The sequence below is a fragment of the Sphingomonas sp. Ag1 genome (assembly GCF_000980895.1).
Classification (GTDB): Bacteria; Pseudomonadota; Alphaproteobacteria; order Sphingomonadales; family Sphingomonadaceae; genus Sphingomonas; species Sphingomonas panaciterrae.
The window spans coordinates 192501-205761 of sequence record NZ_LAZX01000092.1; the positions used below are offsets into that span (position 1 = coordinate 192501).

The window sequence follows — 13261 nt, forward strand, 5'->3', positions numbered from 1 at the left end:
AGGGAAACAGCCCTGACCTACAGCTAAGGTCCCCAAGTCACGTCTAAGTGGGAAAGCATGTGGGAATCCCAAAACAACCAGGAGGTTGGCTTAGAAGCAGCCATCCTTTAAAGAAAGCGTAACAGCTCACTGGTCTAAACAAGGGTTCCTGCGGCGAAGATGTAACGGGGCTCAAGACGTGCACCGAAGCTTAGGGTGTGTACTTTTGTACACGCGGTAGCGGAGCGTTCCGTAAGCCTGCGAAGCCATCTGGTAATGGGTGGTGGAGGTATCGGAAGTGCGAATGCAGACATGAGTAGCGATAAAGAGGGTGAGATGCCCTCTCGCCGAAAGACCAAGGGTTCCTGCGCAAGGCTAATCCGCGCAGGGTGAGCCGGCCCCTAAGACGAGCCCGAAGGGGGTAGTCGATGGGAATGCGGTTAATATTCCGCAGCCTGGTGGTGTGTGACGGATGGTGTGTGTTGTACGTCCTTATCGGATTGGACGTGCTTCGAAACTGTCCCGGGAAATAGCCCCACCGTATAGACCGTACCCGAAACCGACACAGGTGGTCAGGTAGAGTATACCAAGGCGCTTGAGAGAAGTGTCCTGAAGGAACTCGGCAAATTGCCTCCGTACCTTCGGAAGAAGGAGGCCCTCATTGCGCGCAAGCGTTTTGAGGGGGCACAGGCCAGGGGGTAGCGACTGTTTAGCAAAAACACAGGGCTCTGCTAAGTCGGCTTCAAGACGACGTATAGGGCCTGACGCCTGCCCGGTGCCTGAAGGTTAAGAGGAGGAGTGCAAGCTCTGAATTGAAGCCCAGGTAAACGGCGGCCGTAACTATAACGGTCCTAAGGTAGCGAAATTCCTTGTCGGGTAAGTTCCGACCTGCACGAATGGCGTAACGACTTCCCCACTGTCTCCAGGACATGCTCAGCGAAATTGAATTCTCCGTGAAGATGCGGAGTACCCGCGGTTAGACGGAAAGACCCCGTGCACCTTTACTGCAGCTTCAGAGTGGCATTAGGAAAGAACTGTGTAGCATAGGTGGGAGGCTTTGAAGCATTGGCGCCAGCCGATGTGGAGCCATAGGTGAAATACCACCCTGTTGTTTTCTGATGTCTAACCTCGTTCCGTGAAGCCGGAACAGGGACCCTCTGTGGCGGGTAGTTTGACTGGGGCGGTCGCCTCCTAAAGAGTAACGGAGGCGCGCGATGGTGGGCTCAGGCCGGTTGGAAACCGGCTGTTAGAGTGCAATGGCATAAGCCCGCCTGACTGCGAGACTGACAAGTCGAGCAGAGACGAAAGTCGGTCATAGTGATCCGGTGGTCCCTCGTGGAAGGGCCATCGCTCAACGGATAAAAGGTACGCCGGGGATAACAGGCTGATAACCCCCAAGAGCTCATATCGACGGGGTTGTTTGGCACCTCGATGTCGGCTCATCACATCCTGGGGCTGGAGCAGGTCCCAAGGGTTTGGCTGTTCGCCAATTAAAGTGGTACGTGAGCTGGGTTCAGAACGTCGCGAGACAGTTTGGTCCCTATCTGCCGTGGGCGTCGAAATTTGAGAGGAGTTGACCCTAGTACGAGAGGACCGGGTTGAACGTACCTCTGGTGTACCTGTCGTCGTGCCAACGGCGCAGCAGGGTAGCTATGTACGGACGGGATAACCGCTGAAAGCATCTAAGCGGGAAGCCTCCCTCGAGATAAGATTTCACAGGACGGTCGGAGACCACGACCTTGATAGATCGGATGTGGAAGTGCGGTAACGCATGGAGCTAACCGATACTAATCGTCCTATTCGCGCTTGAGAGTCCCACCATCAACGACAGCCCTGGCTGTCCAAGACGGTCGGATGATGAAAGCTCGACGCCAGAAACAACACATACGTAAAGTGTGCATCGATTTTAGAACCGTACGTCCCGGCCAGGCCCAGCTTGTCCGGGGCCCCCATGAAGTACCACTTCATGGGGTACACCGCAGGCTTCATTGCCTGGTGACCATAGCGTCGGTGTCCCACCCGATCCCATCTCGAACTCGGCCGTGAAACCCGACTGCGCCAATGGTACTATCGCCTAAGCGATGGAAGAGTAGGGCGTCGCCAGGCATTGCAGCTTGCGTGTGTACGATAAAACGAACCCATTCATCTTGTCGTCCATCAAGGACACACCGTCGCCTCCGCTAATCACGGAGGCGTTCGTGTTTCCATAACGGACAAAAACACAGTGTCGCGGGGTGGAGCAGCCCGGTAGCTCGTCAGGCTCATAACCTGAAGGTCACAGGTTCAAATCCTGTCCCCGCAACCACCGCCACAGAACTCGATACGCCGCCCCCCGGGGCGGCGTTGTCGTTTGTGGCCCAGATCAGAAGGTCGGATACCCTGGCGACCACCTCCGCTTCGGGGCCGTGCGGTCCTGCGGGGTAGATCGTCACGCTCTCGATGAGCGTCGACAGGATCTCCGCGGCTTCGCCGCGGGCGGTCTCGTCGTTCAGCGTTTCGCGGAGCTGTCCGACCTTCTCTTCAAACAGGCGCAGCAGTGTCGGGTGCGGCAGCATGGTGGCGGTGGGCGCATTGATTGCCTGTTCGGCGAGCTTGGCCTCCCAACGCTGCTTTTCGGCTTCCCGATCCGACAGGAGCTTGGCCAGCGTGGGACTGAGCACGCCGGTCAGCATGTTCGCGGCCAGATTGTCGATCTCGCGTACGACGGCGCTCAGGCGATCGCTCGTCGCCTGGTCCTGCTGCAAGGTGCTCGCAGTGATCCGGGCCATCTCCCGCCCAAACTCCTCCACGAACAGGCGCGCGTGATCTTCAGTCAGCAGGCTATGCTGGAGAATAGCAAGGCTCGCTGCCTCGAGCGGACCCTTGCGGACCGACACCTTATTGGAGCAGGTACCACGCTCCTTATGGCCGGCGCAGCGGTAATAGTCCTTGCCGGAGATCGTATACCCGGAGCCGCAGCTGCTGCAGCGGATAAGTCCCGAAAGCAGGTGCTTCTTGCGATTCTGTCGGCCGACTGGGACCTGTTCATCAGGGCGCCGGCGCTGTTCGATCTGCTGTTGTACGGATGTCCACACCTCATCAGTCACGATCCGGAGATCCGGCACGGCTACCTCGACCCACTCCGAGCAATCTCGCAGCCGGTAACGGCGCTCGCGCTTTTCGCTGTCGGGATTACGTCGCCACTGGCGCCGCCCCCAGATCAGCCGACCAACGTACAGCGCGTTGTTGAGGATGCCGGTGCCCTTCTTCGGATCACCCCGAATGGTGGAGGCATTCCATTGACCGCCGCGTGGACCCAGGATGCCCTCCGCATTGAGACGGGTGGCGATCTGGATCGAGGAAGCGCCCGCGGCGAACTCGAGAAAGATGCGGCGCACGATTGTAGCATGCTGCTCGTCGATATCGAGCAAGCCGCGGATGACCTCTTCACGTGCATCCAGTCTGATGACCCGCTTGTAGCCATAGGCGCGCCCGCCGGCAAAGCGGCCTGCGAGCACCGCCGCCTCCATGCCGCGCACAGTCTTGTCGACTAGGTTCTTGAGTAAGATCGCGTCAAGCAGCCCGGCCACGGCAAACTTGATCTCGTCGACATAACCTTCGGACACCGTGTGCAGCGCCACACGATGGTAGACCAGCTTCTTGCCGAGGAACGCCACGTCCTCGGCATCTCGCGCCAGGCGATCGAGCGAATCGCAGACGATCGTGTCGATCATGCCCGCTTCGACGTCGCGCAGGAGCCGCTTGAGGGCGGGCCTGTCCCGGCGATAGCCCGACTGTTCAGGATCGAGATAGGTTTCAACCACAGTACCGCCGAGGTAGTCGACGAGCTTCATGCACGACGCGGCCTGATCAGCACTCGACGTGGCCGTCTGCATGGCCGTGGAATGACGACCATATAGAGCGATGCGAGGACAGGTCTTCATCAGCATTGGCGGTCAACGCTCCAGTTCGTTCGTGTTCCGCAACTTGCGGACATGTTCTCGGGCCGCCTGACGAGCCACCAAGCGGACGAGCGCGCTCAATCCTTCTTGCCAACTTTCATTCTCCGTCTCGGCTGCTTCAAGGCAAAGCACATCCCGCCAGCCCTGGTCTTCAGCCATCGCACGCACTCGCGTGTACAGCGGCGTGCAGATGCTCCGCAGCGCTGACGAGTTCCCGCTCGATTTGCTCCAGCGCGCTCGCCAGCCGGTGAAGCTGCACCAGCTGTTCGCCCGCTGGTGAACTGCTGGCGTGCGACCGATCAATCGCGGCGCGCACATCCATGAATCGCGACGAATAGGCATTGTAGCGCGCAAGTTGTCGCTCCAGCTCGGCCCCACGTTCCGCAATCGCGATGGTCTGGGCGGCATAATCTTCGACCGCGATCACGCGACCATCTCCGCGAGCGCGTCCAGGCTCGGCCGCCGAGGCTCATGGTTGAAACGTGGATTGCCGCGCTCGAGGATCCACTCGAACGCTTCGCCCTTGGTGGGAAAGGTTCGGTACGCCAGCTGCAGGTCGAGGCAGATCTGCGCCACAAGATAGGTTTGCGCGTGTGTCGGCGGATCACCGCGCCATCGTGCCTTCGGATCAGAACCTTTCGGCGTGGCCAGGAAGCGCTCGGTTTCTTCGAGGTACAGCTCGCGCAACCACTGCCAGCGCACCCAGGTGCCATAGTCGCGGATCTCGCGGCCTGCGGTCGAGCGGAACAGCGCGGCCAATGCATCGACCAAGCTGCCGCCCGGGCTGGCAAGTGCGCTCCGGACAAGGAGCAGCAATCCAACTTCGTTCAGTGCGAGGAAGCCGGTGAGCGTCACCGGATCAAGCGCAAGTCCGTCACTCGGCTCGAAGGCCGCGCCGAGCCTGTAACAGGCGGCGTCACGTTCGTTGAACGCCGCGCGGCGATGGTCGCGCGCCTCGGTATCATGGATGAGCTGATCCAGGTCGGCGGAGCGCGCAGTCGCGCGTTTCTCCGCTTCGCCAAGGCCGGCAAAGCACAGTGCAGCTGCCACTCGCAACTGGTCGGCAATGGTTTGGGTTTTGGTCATGCCAACACCTTGGCCGATCTGCGCGGGTGCCTTTGGTGGGCTACCCCCCGACCAGCGAGCTCAGGTCAATCCATCCTGCAACCAGGCAAGATGCCTCGAAAGCACCATGCGCATCGGAGGGGTGAGATCGGCCACGCGTTGATGCGTGCGCGTCTCGCTCTTGCGCGCGACCTCTAACCGTGGCTTGTCGGGCAGTGCGGTCATCAGTTCATCGAACGTGAAGCGCCGTCCTCGCTCTCGCAGCGCATCAGCCTGCGAGCGCATTTCGACGCTCGATCCGTCCGATCTGGTGAACTTTCGCAAACTCATGGGCAACATATTATCATCATCGATAAAAGCGAAGCGCAGCGTGATATACGTTCTCGCTGCGTTTTCAGCCTGATCCCTCCCGAAATCCGGTAGCGGACACCGCTCCCGGAAACGGGGTGCCGTCATGACCCAGGTGACAAGCTCATCGATGTTTTTCGGCACGGTCGTCCACGCTACGACCTGGCGGGCGGCGTGGAACAAAAGCTCTTGCGGCGCGACACCGCTCAGGTTCGCCACGCGCATGTTACCGGTTTTGTTAGTCGGCCGCTGCCAGCGCGCGCGCGCCTTCATATCGGCATATCGGGCTGTGGCGCGCGCGATCGAAGTCCGAAGCACATTTTCCAGATCGTCGCCATGGACGCGCCTCCACTCCTGCTCATGAACATGCGCACGCAAGCAGATGTTGTTCCACTGCCTTGCCGATGCCTCCCGATCGCCGTTCCATGACAGAAGCTTCTTGATTGATACGGCCTGGCCGCTTTTATAGAGTTCTACGACGGCCGCCACGCGATCCAGTTCCCGACCGAACCGTTTGTAGACGGGGCCGTAGCGTACGGCATCGTCCGCATCAGCGGTGTCAAGCGGTGCCCAGCCGTACGGGCGGTGAAGGCTCGCCGCGCCTTCCATCGCGATGCTGCGAAGCCAGTAGGCAAGGCGGATGTGACACATGGCGGTGACGATTTCCCGGCACTCCCGAGGGCGTTGACACCATTGCGGATTATTACGCATCTCCCGGTACGCGTCGCCGATACGAAGTTCGAGCAGGGCGGTCACAGCTTCCGGGCAGTCCTGCTGTAAGTTCATCAGGCGCGCGGCGGTATCCTCCGGATTGTCAATCATGAGCGCTTCGACGAACGCAACGCGGGCGTCCCCTTGTCCCTCGGGCATGATGAGGTGCCGCAGGCGGGTGGCAATGGCCGCGAAGGACCGCGCTCCGGGTGGCATCGCCGGTACGCTCCCAGAAATTGTGAGATCCAAGGCACGCGCAGGGAGCGCTGCCCCTTGCAGCAGCAGATCGCGGCGTTGGACGCGCGATATGCGAGACGAACGGATGCTCGCCACCTCTCGACGGATATGTTCATCAAGTTCCCGAAGATCCGCTGGCGCCGATATATTCTCGGCGAAATAGTGATCCATCCTCATCCGTCATGTCCTTTGATCACGCTTCCGACGCACCAGCGTTTTGTCGATCCGCCGCATCTGCTTTCCACGTCTTGCCAATCGATGTGCCGCGAATAAGGGGCGATGATGGTTGTGCTCATCCTCGCATCCGCTCGCGCACACATCATTCAAGGATCGTCGTTGCCCGACCGATCCAGTCGAGAAGCCGACGTCAGCGCGTCGGAACCAGATTTTCGCGACGCATGCGAATGATCGCGTGAGGTGAGGTGTCGATGTTGCTGCCGGGCGCAGTAATGTCGAGCATGTGCAGCACCGCGCGACCCTCCTTTGACAGCTTCACGTCCGCGATCGTCTCACCGGCGCAGGTGGCAAATCCCTGAAGCTCGAGAAGGTAGAGGTATTCCTCGAGGTACGACCGGCTCCCGTCGAAGATGTCGTCGGCCATGAAGACCTGGTCCGTACGGTGCATCCCGATGTCGAGTGCACGCAAGCCGCGCTGGAGCTGATCGAGCTGATCGGTCTGCCGATCGCAACGGCAACTCCTGAGACGGAACGTGCGGAACAGATCCCGCATGTTCTCGTGGCAATTGCCGATCGGGTCGCTGAGGATAACCACGTTCGGCGTCAGTTCGTGCACACCGATCTCGGGATCGTCCATGCCCCAGGGACGCGTACCGTCGCCGGTGAAAACCCAACCCCGAGCCGCGTGTCCGGCGATCACCGGCTTCCTGACCTTAAATCCCATCTCTGTTTCCGATCTCTCTGTTTGTTGAAGCTATTATGCAGCTGCATTTGCGAACTCGTCATTCGCTTATTCTTGGTCCGTTCCTTTAAAGTTTATTAAGTGTTCTTTTTGCAACCATATGGAACGCGGGCTCGCTGATCCTCCTGCTTCTGCTCGACTGCTCAGCCCGCGCGTCGGACGCCCGGTCATCTGAGTGCGTCCTGCCAAGTGGTCGCGCGCCGCTCGCCGGCCCGCCGCTCGTCTTCGGTGTGCCAAGGTGCAGCGAGGCCTCGTGCGGGGTTGGGTTCAAGCGGGAAGCTGGTACCTGCGACTTCCGGCGCGGCGGTGGAGAGAGGCCTAGTCACCATCCACAGCTTGCCGTCAGCGCCGAGCCAGGGAGTGACTGGCACATGCCAGCGGGTATCCGCTCTTTCCCAAAGGCCCAGCGCAAAGGCCGGCTCAGAATCAGCGGTGCTGACGATCAGCGCGTGGGAGCGCGCCTCCCGTACTGCCGCCTCGACGAGCCGTACGGCGTCGGTAAGCCCGGCCGCAGTGGGTACGAGCAGCAATCGCGCACTGTCGACGTAGAGATACCCGGCAAAGGGCATAGATAGTGCTGGTCCGGCGATCTCAAATCGCCAGCCGGCCTGTCGCGCGACCGCAAGCGACAGTTTGAGCGCGCGCGCCGCGGCGGCCCGCCGGGTCGCAGGTTCATGTGTCATGATAGATATCCCTTGGTAATGTTGGTAGCGGTCGGCGACGCGCCACCTGCAGGTCTCTGGCGCGTGCTCCGTTCCCCGAGCGAGCGTCAGATGAAGTAGATCCGCTTGATGAGCAGCGCGCTCAGGAGCCGGGCTTGTCCGCTGGCGCCAACAGGGCATGGAATTTCGATCGGATCATCGCCCACATGCGATCGCCCATCAGGGGCGTCACGTAGCTGCCAAAGCCGGACCATCGTTTAATGCGCCGCGGTCCTGCGATTGCCAGATGAAGATGCGGGTCGTTGCCGCGTCCGGCCTGGCCAGGCACGTGCTGGACGAGCAACAACGCCACATCGTGGGCGTCAGCCAACTCAATCGCGAGTTGCCTGCCTACCGCCCATTGCAGATGCAACCGCTCGGGCTGCCAGGTGAGCGTAATATAAGCGAGCAGCGCCGCGCCCCGGTCCGGGTGCTCGGTGTCAATAGCGTTGAACAAGGTTCTCGGGTCGGCCAAACTGTCGTCGGCGTGCCGCGGCAGGATCACCTCCGCGCGGTGTGCCCGAATAGTCCAGTCGTCAGGTGCCGAGCCGGCAACCGGGTTGAGCTTGGTGCGCACGAAGGCCGCGGCGCTATTGTGACAGCCCTGATGCATCGGCCGCAGGGTGCCGGTGAGACACCGCGGGCCCTTTGTACCTGGGGGCTCACCGAGCAGGTTGAGGTGCGTGTGCGGCTGGTTCTCATGTCGAACGTGACCTTTATTCACAAAAAAAGGCCTGGTCTTTCCGCGCTTCGCTCATCGCAAGCATGAGGCCGGCGAGTTCGCCTGCCGCGCGCAACACACCGGCTGTGCGCTGCGCCATCGTTTTGTAGGGCGGTACGAGTTCCAGCACGAAGCCATCGGCGCTGACAGAAACGACCGGCCCGAATGTTTGCGGGACCAGCCACAACGCGCCATCGCGCGACACCCACGGCTCCAGTGCGCGCATCGACCACGGCGCTGCGCCAGGCAGCAACCCAAGCGTCAGGTCGATGCTCGTGCGGACAAAATCCACATCGACCCCGGCGACCCGTACGAGCACCACATCATAGCGCAAGTCGGCCGCCAGTGCCGTCACCGCGTCACGGAACAAGGGGGCAGGTGCGACCGTCGCAGCCAGCACGGCACCCCGAGCCTCGACGAAGATCGTCGCATCAGGGAGTGCCGCTTCGCGGGCGTAGGCATAAGTGTCGAGCACGCTGAGGCTGTAGAGCAGGTAGCCGAGTACAGCCGATTCCAGGTCGCGCGTTGGCAGAATGTCGATGGTCATAAAGAGGCCTTGAGACTTGGTGGTCTCGCGTCGGCTGACGCGAAACAAGCTCTTCGCGATTTCTTCTCGCTCGTGAGCTCTAGATCACCACCTTCATCATTCTCATGGGCGGCGTGGTCTGACCCGCCGCCCTTTCACGCGGCGGCTCGTCACGCCGTGCACGTCATGGATCGGCGCCGCGGCCGTTGGCCACGTTCAGCAGTCAGTGGAAGGCGCGCCTTCGTTCAAGGCCGGCCGCCTCCCAGCGGGAATCTGAACGCTCGGAGATGCCTGAGGGCGACAGCATGTTTGCCACCGACCCTCTGGACTGGACTCCAAGTCACAAGGCGACACATTGCGATGATCGGGATCCTCGCCGTGCATCTTGCCTTCCCAGCCGTGCGGCACGGTGGGACCCAAGCGTCAACGACCTAGACCGCGGCCCTGCATGTAAGCAGCCAGTATATCGAGGTCCGTGTCCGAGGTTTGCTCGTCTGCTGCCTGATGTTCGTCTGTCGCCTGATGCTGGACTGACCTGCGTTTCACTTCTGCGCGCAGCGCTGCGTGGCTGCCGCTCGTCCGAGCCGCCGTGCGGCGCGTGAGCGCGCGCTTATTCCAATAGGCCTCACTTTCTTTGACGATCGCTCCGAATTCACGACTCCCGCCTGCCGCCCTGACGGCCGCGACCAGTCGCGTGTCCCAGCCTTCGGCCCGCAGCGCCGAGGCCGCGCGCACGTCGCCGCGCCCCAGGGCACTGGTCAAAGTGGTTGGAGGCCTTGCGGGTCGCTTCATGAGTAACGCGCGAACGCGCTCCAGCATCGCCATCCACCGCTGGCGATAAAGCAAGGTAAGGCGCTCATCATCGAGCGCTGCAGCCTGCCGCAAGACGTCCCTGTCTTCTGGGCGCGCATCTTCAAGGATGAGGTCGAAAGATCGAACCCTGTTGTGGCTTTCATCGGTTGGGACAGGGCGTAACGGCAGAAACGACATGGCGCTGAGAGCCGCCAGGATCGCATCAACCTCTTCGGCCTTCACATGAAACGACGAAGCAGTTCCTTTCTCACTGACGTATTCCTGCTCAGGCTTCGGCGCCGTTGATGACACCTTCAGAGGGTGGGGTGGGGATGGCGTTGTCTTGATACCCTCAGCGGGCAGGTCGGCGACAGTAGCCTTGACGATCGGATCGACCATCGGCGCAATGGCCGAGACTGTTTTGCCTGGCCTATCACCACGCAAGATCACGCCGGGGATGCGGGCGTCGCGTAATGCTCCAGCTTTACTCAGTCCTGGCAAGTCGGAGATTGTGGGGGCCCTCGCCAATGAAATGGGTGGCATAAGGCTGCCGCTTGGCTGGGCCGCGAACTGCTTGGCCCGCCACGCGTCGCCGGCACGCCTGATCGCCCGCCTTGTGATGGACGGTGCCACCACCGCCTGTGCAGGTGCTTGGGTCTGTTGCTCTCCTGGCAGGCGCATTTGTGGCGAGCGTTGAACGGTATTCACGCTATATTGTATGGCAGGTACGGCAGGTTTCTCATGGGAAACTGGCGACGGTGTCATCCCGACCTGCGGTGTCTGCCGCGAAGCCGTTTCAATGCGACGACGCTTTTGACGCAGCACATCGATCTCGCGTTGATCGAGTGCCGCGAGGGTGCCGCTGCGATCGACTACGTCGAGCAGCAGTACGTCCTGGGCGACATTGCGCGCCTTGGCCAGCACGCCCAATCGCTCGTCCACCCAGCCTTTCTCAGCCCTGCCAAGCGCGATGTTCTCGCGACGACGATCGGCATGTTTGCGCCCCGCCTTGTGCTTGTCCTGCGACACGTCGGCGTCCTTGCGGTCACGCTGCTTTGCCGCAAAGCGGCGCGGGTGCCCGGCCGCGGTCATCGCCGTGTTCATCGCGGCAGCCGCGCGTTCGCGAAAGTCGGACACGAAGTCTCTCTGATTGAGCGATCCCAGCGTAGCCGAAGCGAAGGAGAAGCCGTCGGGGAGCACGGCGAACGGCCGCCAGCTGAACATGACGTGCGCATGGAAATTCAGCGAGCTGCCTTCCGGGTCAGGCGCGTGAAGCACGCCGACGTAAGGCAAACCGAGATCGGCGACAGGCCGGCAGATGTCGCGCAGCAATGCTTCGCGGCCCGATCCATCAAGCTCATGCGGCAGCGACACGATGATGCCGGTATAGACGTTGCCGTTGGCACGACCTGCGAGCTCGAGTTCTTCAAGTGCGGCAAAGAAGGATGCGATCGTGTCGGGAGCGCGAGCGATGTTGCTGACGACACCGCCGCCTTCGATTTCACGCGCTGCATCGCGCAAGATGTAACGTACGGACACCACCGCCTCCCCCTGGCGGTATGGCCGATCCTTGGCGCGGCGATGGCTGCCTCGTCCCCGCGGGGCGAACTTCAGGTGGAATGACGAGAAGCCGTTGCTGCCGACGTAGGATCGCTTGGGTACAAGCAGGTTGAGCCTGAGCTCGAACCCACGCATGCGCGTGGTGCCCTTGCGGCTGCCACGCACAGCCGCAGGCCGGCAGGTGATTGCATGGTCGTTTTCCCTGCCCGCACGCCGCAGCGCTGCGCCCACCGCACGCGCGGCCTGATCGCGCTCGCGCGCTTCCCGGTCAGCGTCAGCGACACGCTTCTTGTGCTGACGGCCGAGTGCCAGCACCTCGGCAACGTCGCGGCGGCTGGCTTCTCGACCCCGCACTTTCCAGGACGTCTTGTTCGTCACCGGTGTTCTACGCAAAGATTATGGGGCCATGTCGTTCTGTCCGCACCTGCGGAAAAAACAGAACTCATTATCGCGCGCCCCATAACTTTACCCTTCTCTATCTGCCTGGACCTGGTTCATGCTGGCTGGGGATGTGGGGCGGTTTCGCATGAGAAACCGCCCGCCAACGCGTCAGCTCAGCGTAACCCGTCGCAAAGCCGCCAATGCTTCCTGGATGATGGTTGCCAGGTCGTTGGCCGGCACGTCGTCCGCATTGGGCAGGTCGATGCGAACGCCCCCATGCGATGTCGGCCGCAGCGTTCCGATGCACACCCCCTTGTGCTTGAGGAGGGCTTCATTGCGCCTCGGCTTGCTCGTCTTCACGCTCGCGCGCAGGCCCGCGAAAACCTTCGTGGCGGAGCCCGGCGGCATCTGTTCGAGTGCATGCAACACGGTGGTGCGCTGATCCTCGCTGGGTGCGTCCGACCCGTCGCCTACGCGACCGATTACGCCCATGAGCCAGCTAGCCGCGCGTTGTGAAACGTCGCGCTTGACCAGGATCTTGTCGCCAAGGACGGCGACGGCGCGGTACACGTCGAGGTTCTTGCTCACTGCTGCCTTGCTGACACGGCAGACGTGCGCGACTTCTTCAGCGGTCCGGTAATGATCGAGCGCGGCGTTGAAGAACCAGCCGCGCGCGTAACTGCTTGCCTCACTCGCCGGCGCGATTTCGTTCGCTGCGTGCCGAAACGCGTCCTCATCGCTCAGCGGCGAGACTTGAACTGCGACATCGCGCACGTCGTCCGGGTAGCGCCGGTTGTGCTCAAGTATCACCGCCACCAGTCCCGCCCGAACGACGGCCTCGTACTGGCCGCCCGGCAGAGGTCTCACGATCACGGGGAGGCGCTGCCCGTCCGCCTTCAGGATTTCGACCTCTTCGGTGAGATCGCTCGCGATGGCTTCCTCCACCGAGCCGACGATCGCTGGCAAGATCGCTATGTGTTCGGGCGGCAGTGCTTTGACGCTCTTGCCCTGAGTTACGCTACTTGCCGCATCGCTGCCGTTGCTGTTGTGGCCGATCGAAGCGTGACCGTGCGCCTCAACCGGTTGCTCGTACATCTGCTTCATCGAATCCTCCGTGCTGGAGCATTCGGGGTAAAGCGTGAGCAAGACGCCGTTTGGACGGCTACCCGACAGCCATGTCTCGCCAACATGCGCGGCTAGGCTTGGTAGCGTCGCAGCCACGATCTTCGATGCTTCTTCGGCAGAAGGTGCGGGTCAACAATCGACTCAGAGCCGCTAGACTGGTTCGTCGAACAAACCGCCAAAATCTTCGACGTTTTTCAAGGTCGGCGATTATCAATCCCGCTCGCATTGGTGACGTGATGGGTTGGACGGCCCCTG

Annotated in this window: 11 protein-coding genes, 1 tRNA gene and 2 rRNA genes (1 of these 14 running past the window's edge); 3 read left to right on the forward strand and 11 right to left on the reverse strand. The window is 61.5% G+C overall.

Going from position 1 to position 13261, the window contains the following annotated elements:
- The 3 genes from XM50_RS11670 to XM50_RS11680 form a co-directional block, all read left to right on the forward strand.
- Positions 1–1790, forward strand: a 23S ribosomal RNA gene (locus XM50_RS11670); it begins 1002 nt to the left of the window's first position.
- Between the two features lie 180 nt (positions 1791–1970).
- Positions 1971–2085, forward strand: a 5S ribosomal RNA gene (gene rrf, locus XM50_RS11675).
- A 122-nt stretch (positions 2086–2207) separates the two neighbouring features.
- A tRNA-Met gene (locus XM50_RS11680) sits at positions 2208–2284 on the forward strand.
- Here the strand turns inward: XM50_RS11680 and XM50_RS21160 are convergent.
- The 11 genes from XM50_RS21160 to XM50_RS11730 form a co-directional block, all read right to left on the reverse strand.
- The gene (locus XM50_RS21160) at positions 2241–3908 is read right to left on the reverse strand and encodes a recombinase family protein (RefSeq protein WP_443024660.1); all 1668 of its coding nucleotides are present in this window, start codon (positions 3906–3908) and stop codon (positions 2241–2243) included. The two genes, XM50_RS11680 and XM50_RS21160, sit on opposite strands and share 44 nt — an antisense overlap.
- A 6-nt stretch (positions 3909–3914) precedes the next feature.
- Positions 3915–4079: a hypothetical protein gene (locus tag XM50_RS20120; protein ID WP_156167244.1), complete on the reverse strand. Its 165-nt coding sequence runs from the start codon at positions 4077–4079 to the stop codon at positions 3915–3917.
- Positions 4072–4347 carry a hypothetical protein gene (locus XM50_RS11690; protein WP_046409604.1) on the reverse strand — a complete coding sequence of 92 codons (276 nt, stop codon included), beginning with the start codon at positions 4345–4347 and terminating at the stop codon, positions 4072–4074. The genes XM50_RS20120 and XM50_RS11690 overlap by 8 nt, the downstream gene beginning before the upstream one ends.
- Positions 4344–5006, reverse strand: a complete 663-nt coding sequence (locus XM50_RS11695; RefSeq protein ID WP_046409606.1) for a hypothetical protein — start codon at positions 5004–5006, stop codon at positions 4344–4346. Before XM50_RS11695 ends, XM50_RS11690 begins: the two co-directional genes overlap by 4 nt.
- A gap of 60 nt (positions 5007–5066) precedes the next feature.
- Positions 5067–6452 carry a hypothetical protein gene (locus XM50_RS11700; protein ID WP_156167245.1) on the reverse strand — a complete coding sequence of 462 codons (1386 nt, stop codon included), beginning with the start codon at positions 6450–6452 and terminating at the stop codon, positions 5067–5069.
- A gap of 196 nt (positions 6453–6648) precedes the next feature.
- A complete protein-coding gene (locus tag XM50_RS11705; RefSeq protein WP_156167246.1) occupies positions 6649–7182 on the reverse strand; it encodes a hypothetical protein in 534 nt (177 codons plus the stop codon).
- Between the two features lie 185 nt (positions 7183–7367).
- Positions 7368–7883 (reverse strand): hypothetical protein, encoded by a 516-nt coding sequence (locus tag XM50_RS11710; protein ID WP_156167247.1) that lies wholly within the window; start codon positions 7881–7883, stop codon positions 7368–7370.
- A 121-nt stretch (positions 7884–8004) separates the two neighbouring features.
- Complete coding sequence (locus tag XM50_RS11715) at positions 8005–8478, reverse strand: hypothetical protein (RefSeq protein ID WP_052742556.1); 474 nt, start codon at positions 8476–8478, stop codon at positions 8005–8007.
- Positions 8479–8617: 139 nt separating this feature from the next.
- Positions 8618–9169 (reverse strand): hypothetical protein, encoded by a 552-nt coding sequence (locus XM50_RS11720; protein ID WP_046409615.1) that lies wholly within the window; start codon positions 9167–9169, stop codon positions 8618–8620.
- A gap of 402 nt (positions 9170–9571) precedes the next feature.
- Positions 9572–11878, reverse strand: coding sequence for a hypothetical protein (locus XM50_RS11725; RefSeq protein ID WP_046409616.1), 2307 nt, complete (start codon positions 11876–11878; stop codon positions 9572–9574).
- A 171-nt stretch (positions 11879–12049) separates the two neighbouring features.
- On the reverse strand, positions 12050–12985 hold the full coding sequence (locus XM50_RS11730) for a hypothetical protein (protein WP_046409618.1): 936 nt from the start codon (positions 12983–12985) through the stop codon (positions 12050–12052).
- Positions 12986–13261: the final 276 nt, after the last annotated feature.